General features: G+C 56.7%; 8 protein-coding genes. 1 reads left to right on the plus strand and 7 read right to left on the minus strand.

The window, feature by feature from the left end; translation table 11 throughout:
- Positions 1 to 34 precede the first annotated feature (34 nt).
- The gene (locus Fuma_RS25415) at positions 35 to 2221 is read right to left on the minus strand and encodes a serine/threonine protein kinase (protein WP_077026590.1); all 2187 of its coding nucleotides are present in this window, start codon (positions 2219 to 2221) and stop codon (positions 35 to 37) included.
- Between the two features lie 153 nt (positions 2222 to 2374).
- Between Fuma_RS25415 and Fuma_RS25420 the strand changes: the two genes are divergently transcribed.
- Positions 2375 to 3748 carry a DUF1501 domain-containing protein gene (locus tag Fuma_RS25420; RefSeq protein ID WP_077026591.1) on the plus strand — a complete coding sequence of 458 codons (1374 nt, stop codon included), beginning with the start codon at positions 2375 to 2377 and terminating at the stop codon, positions 3746 to 3748.
- Between the two features lie 161 nt (positions 3749 to 3909).
- On the opposite strand, the gene Fuma_RS25425 is transcribed toward Fuma_RS25420, so the two are convergent.
- From Fuma_RS25425 to Fuma_RS34410, 6 genes are all read right to left on the minus strand, one after another.
- The gene (locus Fuma_RS25425; protein ID WP_077026592.1) at positions 3910 to 5958 is read right to left on the minus strand and encodes a carboxy terminal-processing peptidase; all 2049 of its coding nucleotides are present in this window, start codon (positions 5956 to 5958) and stop codon (positions 3910 to 3912) included.
- 351 nt (positions 5959 to 6309) lie between these two features.
- Positions 6310 to 7728 carry a hypothetical protein gene (locus tag Fuma_RS25430; protein WP_145944374.1) on the minus strand — a complete coding sequence of 473 codons (1419 nt, stop codon included), beginning with the start codon at positions 7726 to 7728 and terminating at the stop codon, positions 6310 to 6312.
- A 71-nt stretch (positions 7729 to 7799) separates the two neighbouring features.
- Complete coding sequence (gene dxs, locus Fuma_RS25435) at positions 7800 to 9716, minus strand: 1-deoxy-D-xylulose-5-phosphate synthase (RefSeq protein ID WP_077026594.1); 1917 nt, start codon at positions 9714 to 9716, stop codon at positions 7800 to 7802.
- Entirely contained in the window at positions 9716 to 10729 is a 1014-nt protein-coding gene (locus Fuma_RS25440; protein ID WP_077026595.1) for a polyprenyl synthetase family protein, read from the minus strand. Before Fuma_RS25440 ends, dxs begins: the two co-directional genes overlap by 1 nt.
- 89 nt (positions 10730 to 10818) lie before the next feature.
- Positions 10819 to 12936 carry a DUF1592 domain-containing protein gene (locus Fuma_RS25445; protein ID WP_158521126.1) on the minus strand — a complete coding sequence of 706 codons (2118 nt, stop codon included), beginning with the start codon at positions 12934 to 12936 and terminating at the stop codon, positions 10819 to 10821.
- Positions 12921 to 13358 carry a c-type cytochrome domain-containing protein gene (locus Fuma_RS34410; protein WP_158521127.1) on the minus strand — a complete coding sequence of 146 codons (438 nt, stop codon included), beginning with the start codon at positions 13356 to 13358 and terminating at the stop codon, positions 12921 to 12923. Before Fuma_RS34410 ends, Fuma_RS25445 begins: the two co-directional genes overlap by 16 nt.
- Positions 13359 to 13695: the final 337 nt, after the last annotated feature.

Below are 13695 nucleotides of genomic sequence, written 5' to 3' on the forward strand. Positions count from 1 at the left end.
GCAACCAGCGTCGGTAACGCACTCGCTTCAGCCGTCAATCTGTCATTCGGTCACCACGCGAATCGCCCGCCGAGGCGTCCCGGCTATCTTTCGCGCGGGACAGTGCCTGCCAAACGAACAGCCAGATACCAGCCATGGTCAGAATGCTGGCCAGGACGGCGTACCACGCCTGCCTTGTCGCGCGTTCGGCCATGACTTTCACATTCCGCAGCGCCTGATTGGCACTTTCCTGCACGATCACCAGCCACGGCATTTCGTCGCTTTTCATCGTGGAAATCGCCGCAATGTACTCATCGGAAAATTCCCTTGCCGTCGGATCGTCCAGTTGCCCAACCGGATCCTGATAAGACGGTTGCTTGATTCCTACGTTGCGTCGTTGAGGCAGATTTTGATTCGTGTCGATCGCCTGCTGCACGGCTTCAATTGTCTGATCGCTGAGCTTCAGCTTGGCAAATAGCTGTTCGGCTTCACCACTGGAGCGATTTGTCAGGATGTCCGGGTCCAGCCATTTGTGGTCGACTAATTGCCAAGTCCGCATGTCGGCCAGAGCGATGACGTGGGTCGGGTCATTTTCCTGAATGTCTTCCCCCTGAATATCCTGTCCCAGTCGAGTCTGCAGGTCGCCCAGGTGCAGCGTGCGAGCAAACACGCCGATGACCTTACCATCCGGATCGCGGACCGGCACGCTTAATCCAACCATGTAGCGATTGGTATTTTCGCTGATGAACGCTACGGAGACGTGCGGCTCCTGAATGGGGACCACATCGTCCGGGACTTTGTCCTTGTCGTACTGAAAATCCAATCCATGAAAATAGTCGCGCCACGCATAGTTCTCACCGAGTGACTTGCCGAACGGTCGTCGCCAAATCTGGTTTCCTTTCGCGTCCGTCAGGAACCAGCTTGTATCCTGACTACGACCGTGACTGTCGTTGTAGTCATCCGCTTCTTCGCGAGCGGCGTCCAGCACCTGCATCCATTCCGGACGCTCTTCAAACAGTTTGCCGTGAAGCAGCTTCATTTCGGCAACCACGTCGTCCGTGGGTTGTTTCATTAACTCCGTCAGCAGCTTGATGATGTTCTGATCGTTGACGACGACCTTCAACGCCAACAGGCGAAATTCCAGTTCCGTCTGCAACGAATTCGCCTGGCTGCGCGCGGTTAACAGGCTGCGTTCCTGAGCGTCCGCGACCAGGTTTTTCTCCATTTCGGCGATGTTGCGATCGAGCGCTCGCACAAAAATCGGCACCATGGCACTCATCAGCAATATGGGCCCCAGCACGCCAAGAAGTAACAAAGGACGGCGGGACCGATTGCGTTCTCGTGCAGCCAGCAGATTCAAAATCGCCTGCGCGTTCGGAAGTCGTACCGTTGGATCATCGACAAGGCATTGGTCCACCACCGCGGCCAGATGCCGATCGACTCCTTTGACCGCATGATGTCGATCGGGCGGCGGAGTGTCACAAATATGTTGCTGATAGAGCTGGAGCCGGTCCTGCAATGATTCTGCGGATTCCAGCTGTCGCTGAATCTCCGGTTCGCGGTAAGGCGGTTGCCCGGTCAGCATGTGATAGATCAATGCACCGACAGCATAGACGTCCCAGCGAGCGTCCGGGACCGCTTCCAGGTCGGCCTGCTCGGGAGCCATATAATACAACGTGCCCAATGCCGGACTTTGTTCATGCGACATGCGCGACTGGCCGAAGTCGCACAGGCGAACCTGAAACTGAGCGTCCAGCAGTACGTTGTCAGGCTTCAAATCGCAATGCAGTACGCCGGCCCCGTGAGCCTCAATCAATGCGCCGCAAACCTGTTGAGCGATGCGCACCGTTTCTTCGACGCCGAGTGGCCCGGCGGCAAGGTATGCTCCCAGCGACCCGTTTTCGACAAACTCCATGACGTAATACGGAGGTTCGGCATTCCAGCCGACGTCTAACAGCCGCACGATATTGCGCGAAGAATGGAGTGTCGCCAGTTTTTCCACTTCGCGGTTCAGTAGCGACCAGTTCAGCCCGCGTCGATGAGGGTAATACTTGATGGCGACCATGCGCCCCGTGTGGTCTTCTCGTGCCAGCCAGACGGTGCCATATGCTCCGGTGCCAAGCCGGCGCAGCATCGAATAGCCTTCGATTTCCGAAGGAGGATCGTTCCCCTGCAGACTCAGCCGCCGCGCACCTTCGCGCTCGTCATCGTCCTGAACTTCGGTTTGATCGGGGTTGGCCATGATGCTGCTATTCGCGGGGTATTAAGGCGACGATCATACGCTTTGCCGTCCGCGACAGCCACTATCCTTTTGCACCCTATTGTCGTCCACAATCCGTCAGGGTAAACTCGTGCTGGCCGACTTCACCAAACCGCATCCGACTGAGACCCCGCCATGCTTAATCTCACCAGCAACGGAACCGCGCACACGTGCAACGGTGCGACCCGCCGTGACTTTCTGCAAGTGGGAACACTGGGTGCCGCCGGACTGACGATGGCTCAGTACGCTCAGGCCAAGGAAGCGGGAGCCGTTAAGCCGGGGCATGACGAACGTTCGTGCATCATGATCTTCAACCTTGGTGCCCCCAGTCAGCTCGACACGTTCGACATGAAGCCCAATGCACCGTCAGAAGTGCGAGGCCCGTTTAAGCCGATCGATACTACCGGTGACTTTCAGATTTCTGAAATCCTGCCGAAGCACGCAGAGATCGCTGAGCACTTTTCGCTGGTTCGGTCGACTCATCACACCGGTGCTGCGGTCCACGACGCGGGTTGGCAGATGATGCAAACCGGGAGGCAATTCACAGGGGGCGTCGACACGCCCCACGCAGGTGCCGTCCTTAGTTTTCTGAAAGGCCGCCGCACCGACCTTCCTCCGTTTGTTGTGCTGCCCGAAACAATGGGGCGGGGCGGTGGCAACTTGCCAAATGGTCAGGCGGGCGGATTCCTCGGCAAGTCTCACGATCCATTTTCCCTGATGGCTGACCCGTCCAAGCCCGACTTCCAGGTGCCTGACCTGCTGCCGCCCAAAACATTTGGCGAAGCTCGATTGAACCGCCGCCAGAAGCTGCGCGACCTGATCGACGATACCGTGAAGGACTTCGAAGCGACGGAAAACGCGGCTCTGCTGGACGAAAACTTTCAGGCCGCGTATCGCATGATGACCAGCACTCAGGCACGCGATGCGTTCGACCTCTCGAAAGAATCTGATGACACGCGCAAACGCTACGGAATGAATCGTTTTGGTCAGTGTTGCCTTCTTGCGCGCCGGCTTGTGGAAGCGGGTGTTCGCTTTGTCACTGTGAACACATTCCTAACCGTCTTCGACGAAATCACGTGGGACATCCACGGCTCGAAGCCTTTCACATCGATTGACGGTATGAAGAACATCGTGGCCCCGATGTATGATCAGGGCTATTCCGCATTGATCGGCGATCTGCAGCAGCGAGGCATGCTGGACAATACGCTTGTGTGCAACCTCGCCGAATTCGGACGCACTCCCAAAGTGAATCCGGCGGGCGGTCGAGACCACTGGCCTCAATGTTTCACCACCTACTTTGCCGGCGGCGGAGTGAAGGGCGGTCGGGTTGTTGGAGCCAGCGACCCAATCGGAGGCGTTCCCGCCGATCGTCCTGTGTTACCGGGCGACGTTGTCGCGACGATCTTCCACAGCCTGGGCATGAAGCTCGAATCTCACCTCCCCGGCCCCGCCGGTCGCCCGTTCCCGCTGGTCGACTTCGGCCACAGTGAGATTCACGAGTTGTTTTAGCTGCTTCGCTTCGATCTTTGGACGAAGAATAGGCATGTCAGTCGCAACTGCTTGCGGCCTCGCCTCAGTGTCCAAATGGAAAAAGTGTCCGCGCAGAAAAAAGCCCTGCTCCTTAAAAGAGGCAGGGCTTGGTTTACGAGTTCACCGCAGCACGCGGGCCGCTAGTTCTGAACTGTCTGCTGGCCCTTCAGCATTTCTGTGTAGTCCAGTGTGATGTTCAGCAGCTCTTTGTTGTAGAAGTCCTTCGGGAACAGCTCCTTTTCGTCGCCGTTGCCGCTGGCCTTTTTCATCGTTTCCTCTTCTTCTTCACGCTCGCGTTCGATTTCTTCTTCTTCTTTTCGAAGCGTCTCTTCGTGAAGGGAAATCGTTTTGCGGTTCTTGCGAGCCAGATAGCGGCTGATGTTCTGCCGCACCTTTTCGAAGTCAGGATCCGCGCTGACTCGCTGCTGGCTACGTTGAGCCAGTTGCTTTGTCAGGTCCTCGTTTCCGAACGAGGTGAACTGCAAGTACTGGGCTCGTCGAATACGGTCGAATTCCAAAGCGTTGTCCATGGAATCTTCGCCGATGTCGCGGTTGTTCAGAATTGATGGCAGCACGATGTCGGACATCACGCCCTTGTTTTGAGTGCTGTCGCCGTTGACGCGATAGAACTTGCTGATCGTCAGCTTCAGTGCTCCACGCGGCGTTCGTCGCAGGGAAATCGGGCTGGTGACGTTCATAACGTTCTGAACGGTGCCTTTGCCATGAGTTGTACGGTCGCCGACCACGATTCCGCGGCGGTAGTCCTTGATCGCTCCGGCAAAGATTTCAGATGCGGACGCCGACAGACGATTGCAGACAACCACCATTGGCTTACGCCATTGCATGTCCGGGTCTTCGTCGTCGTAGGCTGTGACTGCGTTGTTCGGCTCACGAACCTGCACAACTGGCCCCTTCGGAATGAACAGGCCCGACACTTCGATCGCTTCGCTCAATGCTCCGCCGCCGTTCCAGCGGAGGTCGACAATCAAAGAATCCACGCCCTGCCGTTGAAAATCGGCCAGCACTTTCTTGACGTCGCGACTGGTACTCTTGAAGCTGCCGCCGCGCGATGCTTCCTGGAAGTTTCGGTAGAAGGAAGGAATGTTCAGCACGCCGATTTTGCCAGGACGGCCGTCGATCCACTCCGACGTTTCGATGACTTCGCCTTTGACCTCCTGGTCCGTTAGCTTCACCATCTGGCGCATCATTGTGTAGTCTTCAATGCCGCCCGCTTCTTTGCGAACCTGCAGAGTGACCGTCGTTCCCTTGGGCCCACGAATCTTTTCAACAACTCGCGACAGCTTCATCTCAACGACGTCAACCAGTTCTTCCTCACCGGCAGGGCCGTCCGGATCCACGCCGATGATTTTGTCGCCCTTGACGAGTTTACCGTGAGTCGCCGCAGCGCCACCTTTGATGACTTCTTCAACAACGGTGTTGCCGTCGTCGAACTTCAGCCGAGCACCGATGCCTTCCAGTTGCAGATTCATCACGATCTGGAAATCTTCCAGCGTCTGTGGCGACATGTAGCTGGAGTGCGGATCTAAAACGTGTGTGAGCGACGACAGATACAATTCCAGAACCTCATGCGGTTCTGTCTGCTCAAGCAGATTGCGATTGCGGCTGTAACGCTTGTGGAGTCGGGTGCGAGCTTCTGACAGATCGGTGTCGTCCATCTTCAGCATCAGCAGGTCGAATTTAATACGCTTGCGCCAGCGGTCGGCCAGTTCGGCTTCGTCTTTGGCCCACTGCAGATCGTCAGGGTCCAGCACCATTTCTTCCTGAACGGTGAAATCGTGGTCGACATCAATCTGTTTGCCGATCAGGTCCGAACGATCACGCATGCGAAGCAGAAATCGTTCAAACACCTGTTCTGCGAACTTCACATCCCCCGCACGAATTTGATCGTCCAGTTGAGTGGCGTAGGCATTGAAGCCGTCGATATCCGCCTGCAGGAAATACAGTTTTTGAGGGTCCCAGACGTCGATGTACCGATTCAGCAGTCGCTTTGAGATCTCATCATTAATGGACGGATGGTTGATGTGTCGAGCACTCACCATCTCGGCCACTATTTTGGCCGTTTTTCCATCTTCCTGAGTCACGCGCGCCGTGTCGGCGGCGAACGTCAGGTACGTACCCGCTGACATCACGGCTGTCAGAACCAGCCCGGTGACAAATTTCGTTCGCATAATTGAGGTCCTCAAAGTCGCCAGAATAATTCAGCAAAGACAGGCAGTTCAGGAAGAATCATTGCCTGCAATGATGATGGGTATTGCAGAAGGGGTTGAATGTCCAGCTTTCGGCCACAAGAACCATGAATCTCAGCGAAAGTGCTGATCTATCTGCCTCTTATCGCCCGACAGAGATCACGGAAACTGACCGCGTCTGATGATCGTAGGTTAGATCGGTGATTTATCGCAAGGTATTTGTGCGCAACAGCATATAGCCAGACGTCGCAGTTCACGACCGCCAACCGGACGTTGCCGCCTGGCTGCCGAAACGGACGATATTTGTCCGATTCCTGATTGCTTTTCGTCGGTCTACCGAAACGGCAATGCCGGTTTGGGCCGAGCGATTTGCAGAGTCGACAGAATTTTGGTCGCCGAATCCGCGAACTCCGCTTCGTCCTTCTCGGCATGAGAAAACACGAGCGAGAACTGTTGGCCGGACGCTTCTGAACACAAATAGTAGTCCCAGATTATTGTCTCGCCATCCGCGTTTCCAACCCCCTGAATTCGTCGAATTCGCCATTCTGCGTCGTCACGAACGGTTTCCTCCTTTGTGACTTTGCCTCGACGTTCCGCAACAGACTCCGTGACGTCGGCCAGAAATTCTTTATCTGGTGTGTGTTCTTTGGGCGGCACCGCTACAGCACTGGAGATATTGCACTGCGAAATCAGGTTGCCATCTCGCAACTGCCGCATCATCAGCACGGTCGGCGTTTCGTGGAACAAGTGCCATTCGCGACTGTGCCGAAACTGAAGTCGTAGCGGGGTTTGAAGAACCAGAAGCTTTTGAGAATCTGAAGGTGATTCACGGATCGGCGGCGTATCGGCCGCTGGTGAGCGATCCGTTGCCTGCTGTGTCCATTTGATGTCGACGGTCACGTCCAGCCCCGGACTCACAGGGCCGGGCGATCGCTTTTCCTTTTGTTGAGCTGTAAAGCTTTCGATCAGTCCTGCTTCGCGGTCAATCACGAATTGCCCGTCAAACGAGATCTCCGACGCTGAGCCACGTACTGCTCCTGAGATCTTTCCTTCAAACGTCACGACGGCCTTCTTTGAACTGACGGTTTCCAGACGACAGGTTGTCGATTGTTCGACGACCGCTTCGATGCCGGTCAGCATGGGCACGACCCAGACGTCAGTGTTCCATTTGTCATCCTTTGATACCGACGACCCGGGCAGCATCGCTCCGACGGCGATCGGGTCGAACGGTATTTCCAGAAGGTCAAGCTGCTTGCGCGGCAGTGAGTACTTTGGCGACACCTTCAGCAACCCGGTCTCGTCGCCAAACACATGGATGGAACGGTACGCCGACAGCAGCGCGACTTTCGTCACGTGGTCAGCGCCTACCGTCGTGGTGGTGGCCGCCGATTCGAATTTCCGAACGGCTCGCAACGAAAACGGCCCGCCCAAATCGGTTGGGAATGGCTCATTGCGGAATTGAAACTCACCGGACGACTTCAATGGAAAACGCCGCGCGCCGTCTGCCGACGGTGTGACAATTTCGCCGGTGATCTGAACGTCGTAGTCGATGGTGGTCGCTACGTCTCGATCGATCGTCAGGCTGGTTGCGTCGTCAGCCACGGAAGGTGATTGAATGCTGAATACCGCCAGGGCGACGCAGACGGTTGCTCGAAACCGAATCAAAGTCGCACCAAGGCAGATTTCCTTCGTTTTCGTGCCGACGCCAGTACGAACTGTCGACCGTGACACCTTCGTCTGAGAAATACCCATCACTGCTTCCTTGCCCAAGACATGCCCGAAATCGGAGCATAAGGAAGCAGGCGGCTGGCGTCGATGCGAGTTTACTTCACGAGTTCCTGTGTGCTCGCGTCGGAACTGCTTCCTGCCAGTTCGTGGGCGGCTTTACACAGGCCGGCTGCGTCGAGGCCGAGGTCCGCCAGCAATTCGCCTCGCGGACCGTGTTCGACAAATTCGTCGGGAATTGCCAGCACCTTGATGCGGTCGGTTGGCTCGCCCATGCGATTGGCGGCTTCCAGGACTGCGCTTCCGAAGCCGCCGCAGATGGCGTTTTCTTCGATCGTGATCACGAAGCCGGTTTCGATAGCTCGACGGATCACGTCCTCATCCACCGGCTTCACAAACCGAGCGTTCACGACGCCGACATCCAGCCCTTCGCCACGCAGCTTTTCGGCGGCTTCGATGGCTCGCGGAAGTAATACGCCGCAGGCCAGGATATTGCCGTCTTCGCCCCATGACATGACTTCAGACTTGCCCATTTCGATTGGAGCCACGCTGCGTTCGACCGTTTCCGCGTTGGTTTTCGGATAGCGGATGGACGATGGCGAATCGATGCTAAGAGCGAAGTCCAGCATGAGCGGAACGTCCAGTTCGTCGCCTGGAGCCATCACGACCATGTTGGGGAAGATTCGCATGTACGAATTATCGAACACGCCGTGATGCGTCGGCCCGTCCGGTCCGCACAGGCCCGCTCGGTCCATGCAGAACACCACAGGAAGGTTTTGCAGAGCCACTTCCTGAAAGATCTGATCGAAACTTCGCTGCAGAAATGTGCTGTAGATATCGACGATCGGCCGCATCCCGCTCTTCGCCATCCCGCCTGCGAATGCGACCGCATGTCCTTCGCAAATGCCGGTGTCGAAAAAGCGGTCAGGGAATTCGTCCCGAATTTTGTTCAGCTTGTTGCCCGCGCACATGGCCGCCGTTAGCACGCACACTTTTTCGTCGGCCTGCATCGCTTGATGAATCGCGTCGGCTGCGATGTTGGTGTAGGCGACGCTTTTGTCAGCGCTAACGGGAACGATTTCGTTGTTTTCGTCGCGGCAGAAAGGTGCCGGCGTGTGAAATTTCACCGGGTCTTTCTGAGCCGGTTCGAAGCCATAACCCTTTTCTGTGAACACGTGCAGCAGCACGGGGCCTTTGACTTCCTTCACCATTTCCAGGTATCGCTGCAGCGACTGGATATCGTGGCCGTCGACGGGGCCGATGTAGCGGAAGCCCATTTCTTCGAACAGCATGCCGCCGTGGAAGAACGTCTTCAGCGCTTCTTTAAACTGACCCAGCATGTGTTCGACGGGTTCGCCGACGACGGGCAGCTTGTTCAACAGCCATGACACGTCACGTTTGAGACCGTTGTAAAACGGAGCGACTCGCGCTTTGTCCAGATAGCTGGCGACGCCGCCAACTCGCGGACAAATGCCCATTTTGTTGTCGTTTAAAACGACCAGCAGGTCTTTGTTCAGTCCGGCCGCGTTGTTCATTGCTTCGAAAACAATGCCGGAGGGCAGGGCACCGTCACCGATGACTGCCACAGATTTGCGATCTTCGTCGGAGAACAGCAAATCATCGGCCGTCTTCAGCCCCAGCACCGTCGACACGCTGGAACCCGCATGGCCGGTGACGAATAGGTCGTAATCACTTTCCACGGGGTTCGGGTAGCCCATCAGGCCACCGCGTGTGCGGATGGATTGGAATTCGGGAAAGCGGCCGGTGACCAGCTTATGAGGATAGACCTGATGCCCGGTGTCCCAGATCAGGCGATCCTTCGAGAAGTCAAACACCGAATGCAGCGCGATGCACAATTCCACCACGCCCAGGTTACTGGCGAAGTGTGCAGCTCGGTCGGACACAATGGTGAGCAACGCTTCTCGAATTTCACTGGCGAGCTGATTTTGCTGCTGATCATCCAGATCACGCAACTGCTTTGGTGACTTCAGCTCACTGAGAATCTCAAACGGCATCAGTGATCTCTCTCCACGATGAAACGGGCAAGATGCCGCAAACAGTCGGCTCGATCGTCAAATCCTGCCAGAGCGTGGCAGGCTTCGTCGACCAGTTGCTGAGCTTTGTTGCGGCTGGCTTCAATGCCAATTAAGAAGGGATAGGTGAGCTTGCCCAATTCGTTGTCTCGACCTGTTACTTTTCCGAGGCGTTCGTCACTGCCGGTCACATCCAGCAGGTCATCGGCGATTTGAAACGCCAGCCCCACACATTGCCCGAAGTGTCGCAGCTGGTTTCGCCGATCTGTCGACGCCTGACTCGTCACGGCTCCTAATTCCAGAGCCGCCGTGATCAGCGCCCCTGTCTTCATTCTATGAATTTGAATTAATTGTTCTACGTGAATCGGCGGCGTCTCGCTGGCAGCAATCGGCGAATCTGCTTCCCCTGACGCCAATGCGCCTGCAGAATCCGACGAATTTGAAGCGTTTTTCTGCCGCGGTATGCCTGAGCTTTCCTGAATTCCGGACGGAAATTCGCCCCGTTCGGCCTCCAGGTCCAGAATCTGGCCACCCACCATACCGCTTCCGCCAGCCGCCGTGGCGAGGATTTGCAGGCTGGTCGCCGTCACGGTTGCTGCGGTGGGGGCCGTGGCGAGCGTTTCGAATGCCAGTGTCAGCAGAGCATCGCCGGCCAGAATCGCCAGCGCTTCGCCGAAGACTCTGTGGCTGGTTGGTCGCCCGCGACGCAGGTCGTCGTCGTCCATTGACGGCAGGTCGTCATGGATCAGCGAATACGTGTGGATCATTTCCAGAGCACACGCGGCGGGAATCGCGTCTTCGATTTCGCCGTCGCAAATTTCGGCCGCCATCATCACCAATACTGGCCGCAACCGTTTGCCGCCTGCCATCAGGCTGTATTCGACGGCGTTTTTCAAGGCCACCGGCCAATCACGGCTGGCGATAGACTCGCTTAACGCAGATTCGACGCGCGCTTTGAGTGCGGAGTAGTGTTTTTCGAAGAACTCAGGCGGCATGTCGAGCGGGCGGATTGGTACGGCGGAAAGACTCGGTTCAAGGGCCGGATGGTGACAATGTTGCCGCCCAAATACCATCGAATACAGCTTCACTTCGACCGAAAGGTCTCACTGGCTACAACAAGATGCAGCAGGTCTCGGAAACCGTCGCCGCGTGCTGCCAATTCCGCCAAGATTGAGTCTACGGCCGGACGGTCGGCTGGCGTCAGGTACCGCCCCGTCGCGTAAGCCAGCAGCTTTTCGGTGAGAGCTCGCACGAACTGTTCTTTGCGATCCACCAGAATCGTCTTCAACTGTTCGACATCGCGAAACGATTCGCCGCTGGGCAGTTCGCCGGAAGCGTCAATCGTTGCTCGGTTGCCGTACTTTGTCCGCCAGCGGCCGACCGGGTCGAAGTTCTCCAAAGCAAAACCCATGGGATCGATCTTGCGGTGACAGTCGTTGCAACTGGCCACGCTTCGGTGCTTCTGCAACTGTTCGCGGATCGTCTTCGCGCCGCGGATGTCCGGGTCCAGCGGCTCCACATCGTCGGGCGGTGGGGAAGGCGGCGTGCCCAGAATGTTTTCCAGCAGCCACACGCCGCGCACGATCGGTGATGTGTCGATGCCGTTGGCTGTGACCGTCAGTACGCTCGCCTGTCCAAACAAGCCGCCTCGCCGTTTGTTGTTGAGGCTGACCTTATGAAATCCCTGCTGCTCCGGAACCGGCAAGTCGTAATGCCGGGCCAGTGCTTTGTTGACAAATGTGAAATCCGAACTCAGGAAGTTGGCGACACTCAGGTTTTTCTCCAACAGGTGTCGAGTGAACAGCCGCGTTTCCTGACGCATGGCCGCGTTGAGGTCATAGTGGTAGAAGTCAGGAAACATGTTGCGGTCGGGCGGTTGCGATCCGAGGTTTCTCAACGTCAGCCAGCTATCCAGAAAACCATCCAGAAAGCCTTCCGACTTCGGATCGTCCAGTAGGCGTTCGACTTCTGCCGCCAAAACATCCGGCTTAGCCAACTGGCCGGACTTGACCAGTTCGAACAACCGCTCGTCCGGCATCGACCCCCACAGAAAGTACGACAGCCGCGACCCCAGTGCCGACGTCGACAGTAAACCGTTCTCGTCCGAGGACTGATCCAAATACAAGAACGCGGGAGAACACAGCGCTGCCTTCAGCCCGTCACCATACGCTTCAATGGCCGAGCGTCCGGATTGTTTTCGAGCTGCAATCAACGCCGTGATGCGGTCGATTTCCTCCGGCAGAGCAGGGCGGCGATAGGCGCGAGACAGAAAGCTGGCGAGGTTCTTCCGTATGGTGTCATCGGACAATTCACCGGATTCCGCAGCCTGCTGCCAATCGTCACCTAGAACGGATCGATGGCTTTCGGTCGGCCATTGTTCATAAAGCGGGCCACGAATTTCGAACTTGTGAATGCGGATCTGAGGGAACCAACCATGCTTGATTGCCACATACCTGGCTTCCACGATGCCGTTGCGTTTTAGCTTGGGGTGCATGTCCGGATACTTTCTGTGAACTCGAGTCCACAGATTTCGGACGTCCATCGAACCGTTTTCGAAAGTGAACCGAGGCGTCTTGCCGCGATCCAGCCATACTTCAGTTGTATACCACTGGCGGTCGTCGGCGATATCAAGTTCGGTGAGCAGTGGTTCAATCGGCTGAGTGTGATGCAGTTCGCCAACTCGGCGATCGCCAGGCACGATTCCCAGCCGCAGCGGTTCGGAGGGATCGGTTCCGAGGAAGTCGCGGTCATAGGGATGCTCGCGATTCAACGCTTCGGCTTCGAATCGAATTTCGTAGACACCATCCACCGGCACGCCATCGACAAACTGCCGAATCGCTCCGTAAGCGCCTTCGTGCTTGTCCGCCCCGCGCACTTCGTACAGTGTCATCCATTCAAACTTGTTGGTCGTCCTATGCACCTGATCGATTTCGGGCTGCTGTCGGAACCCGTCTTCGAACGTCCAGGACTTTACGTCAGGTTTCGTCATCGGAGTCAGTGCCTTGTCGACGCATTTTTCAGCGGCCGAAAGGTAGCGCTGCAACAGATGACCCGACGTAACCAGCGCATCGCCGACATTGTCGAGGTTCTCCGTTCGTTGATCCTGCGGGAATCCGTGAGTCGGGTCGAACATCAGCGTTTCGATCTTTAAGAGATCGCGCACCGTGTTGCGATATTCACGAGCGTTCAGTCGTCGCAGCACTGATTCGCCCGTCGCTGCGTTGTGTGATAGTCGGCAATCGCGCCCGTCAGCCACGCAATCACCATGCGGCGTTCGTCGTCCGACGGTTGCGCTTCGTCCGGCGGCGGCATCTCGCTTAAGTTCAACTGATCCAGAATATCCTGCAGGTCAATCAGGTCGTTGTTGTCTGCGATGCGTCCCGAGAGAACATCAAAACGCCGATCCCCTTTCGGCTTCTTCGCACCATGGCATTTCACGCAATACGTCTTCAGAAACGGCGCGACAGTTTTCTTGAAGGCCGAAGCCCGGTCGGTGTCACCGTCCGCAAAGGTCGCCTGAGTGCAAACGAGCAAGACGATACCCGCGAACCAACAACGCAACTGGCTTCCAGGCCAATGGCTGCGTTGCGCCGTGCCATAGCCAGATTGATTTTGAGTACGCACCTTCAAGGAACTTCCTGTCTACGTGGGGCAGAAAAAGTGACCTCCGCCTGCCGAGCGCTATTTCGCCGAGGCCTCTTCGAAACCTCGCCAGTGTATCGCAACCTGTTCGCAAAGAATGATACGGAATTGCGCAATGCGAAACACGCTGGATAAGAACGGTTTTCAGGCGGTTGTCGCCAGCGACCTGGAGCGTGCTTAACCGCCGGTGAAACTATCGGAGTAGGTTTCGGCGGCCCGACGGAACTTTCGCCGCGAGGCGAACCATTGCGGTATGATGGAAGCCTCCGGGTTGCTTTTTCCTGTTCGAGGTCCGTCAGGCTGCGAGTGCCGTCGGGCC

The organism is Fuerstiella marisgermanici (genome assembly GCF_001983935.1).
GTDB lineage: Bacteria > Planctomycetota > Planctomycetia > Planctomycetales > Planctomycetaceae > Fuerstiella > Fuerstiella marisgermanici.

Excerpts from the sequence above, each read along its gene's own strand:
- Fuma_RS25415 (WP_077026590.1), bottom strand. The coding sequence starts at position 2,221 with ATGGCCAACCCCGATCAAACCGAAGTTCAGGACGATGACGAGCGCGAA.
- dxs (WP_077026594.1), bottom strand. The coding sequence starts at position 9,716 with ATGCCGTTTGAGATTCTCAGTGAGCTGAAGTCACCAAAGCAGTTGCGT.
- Fuma_RS25420 (WP_077026591.1), top strand. The coding sequence starts at position 2,375 with ATGCTTAATCTCACCAGCAACGGAACCGCGCACACGTGCAACGGTGCG.
- Fuma_RS25430 (WP_145944374.1), bottom strand. The coding sequence starts at position 7,728 with ATGGGTATTTCTCAGACGAAGGTGTCACGGTCGACAGTTCGTACTGGC.
- Fuma_RS25425 (WP_077026592.1), bottom strand. The coding sequence starts at position 5,958 with ATGCGAACGAAATTTGTCACCGGGCTGGTTCTGACAGCCGTGATGTCA.
- Fuma_RS25440 (WP_077026595.1), bottom strand. The coding sequence starts at position 10,729 with ATGCCGCCTGAGTTCTTCGAAAAACACTACTCCGCACTCAAAGCGCGC.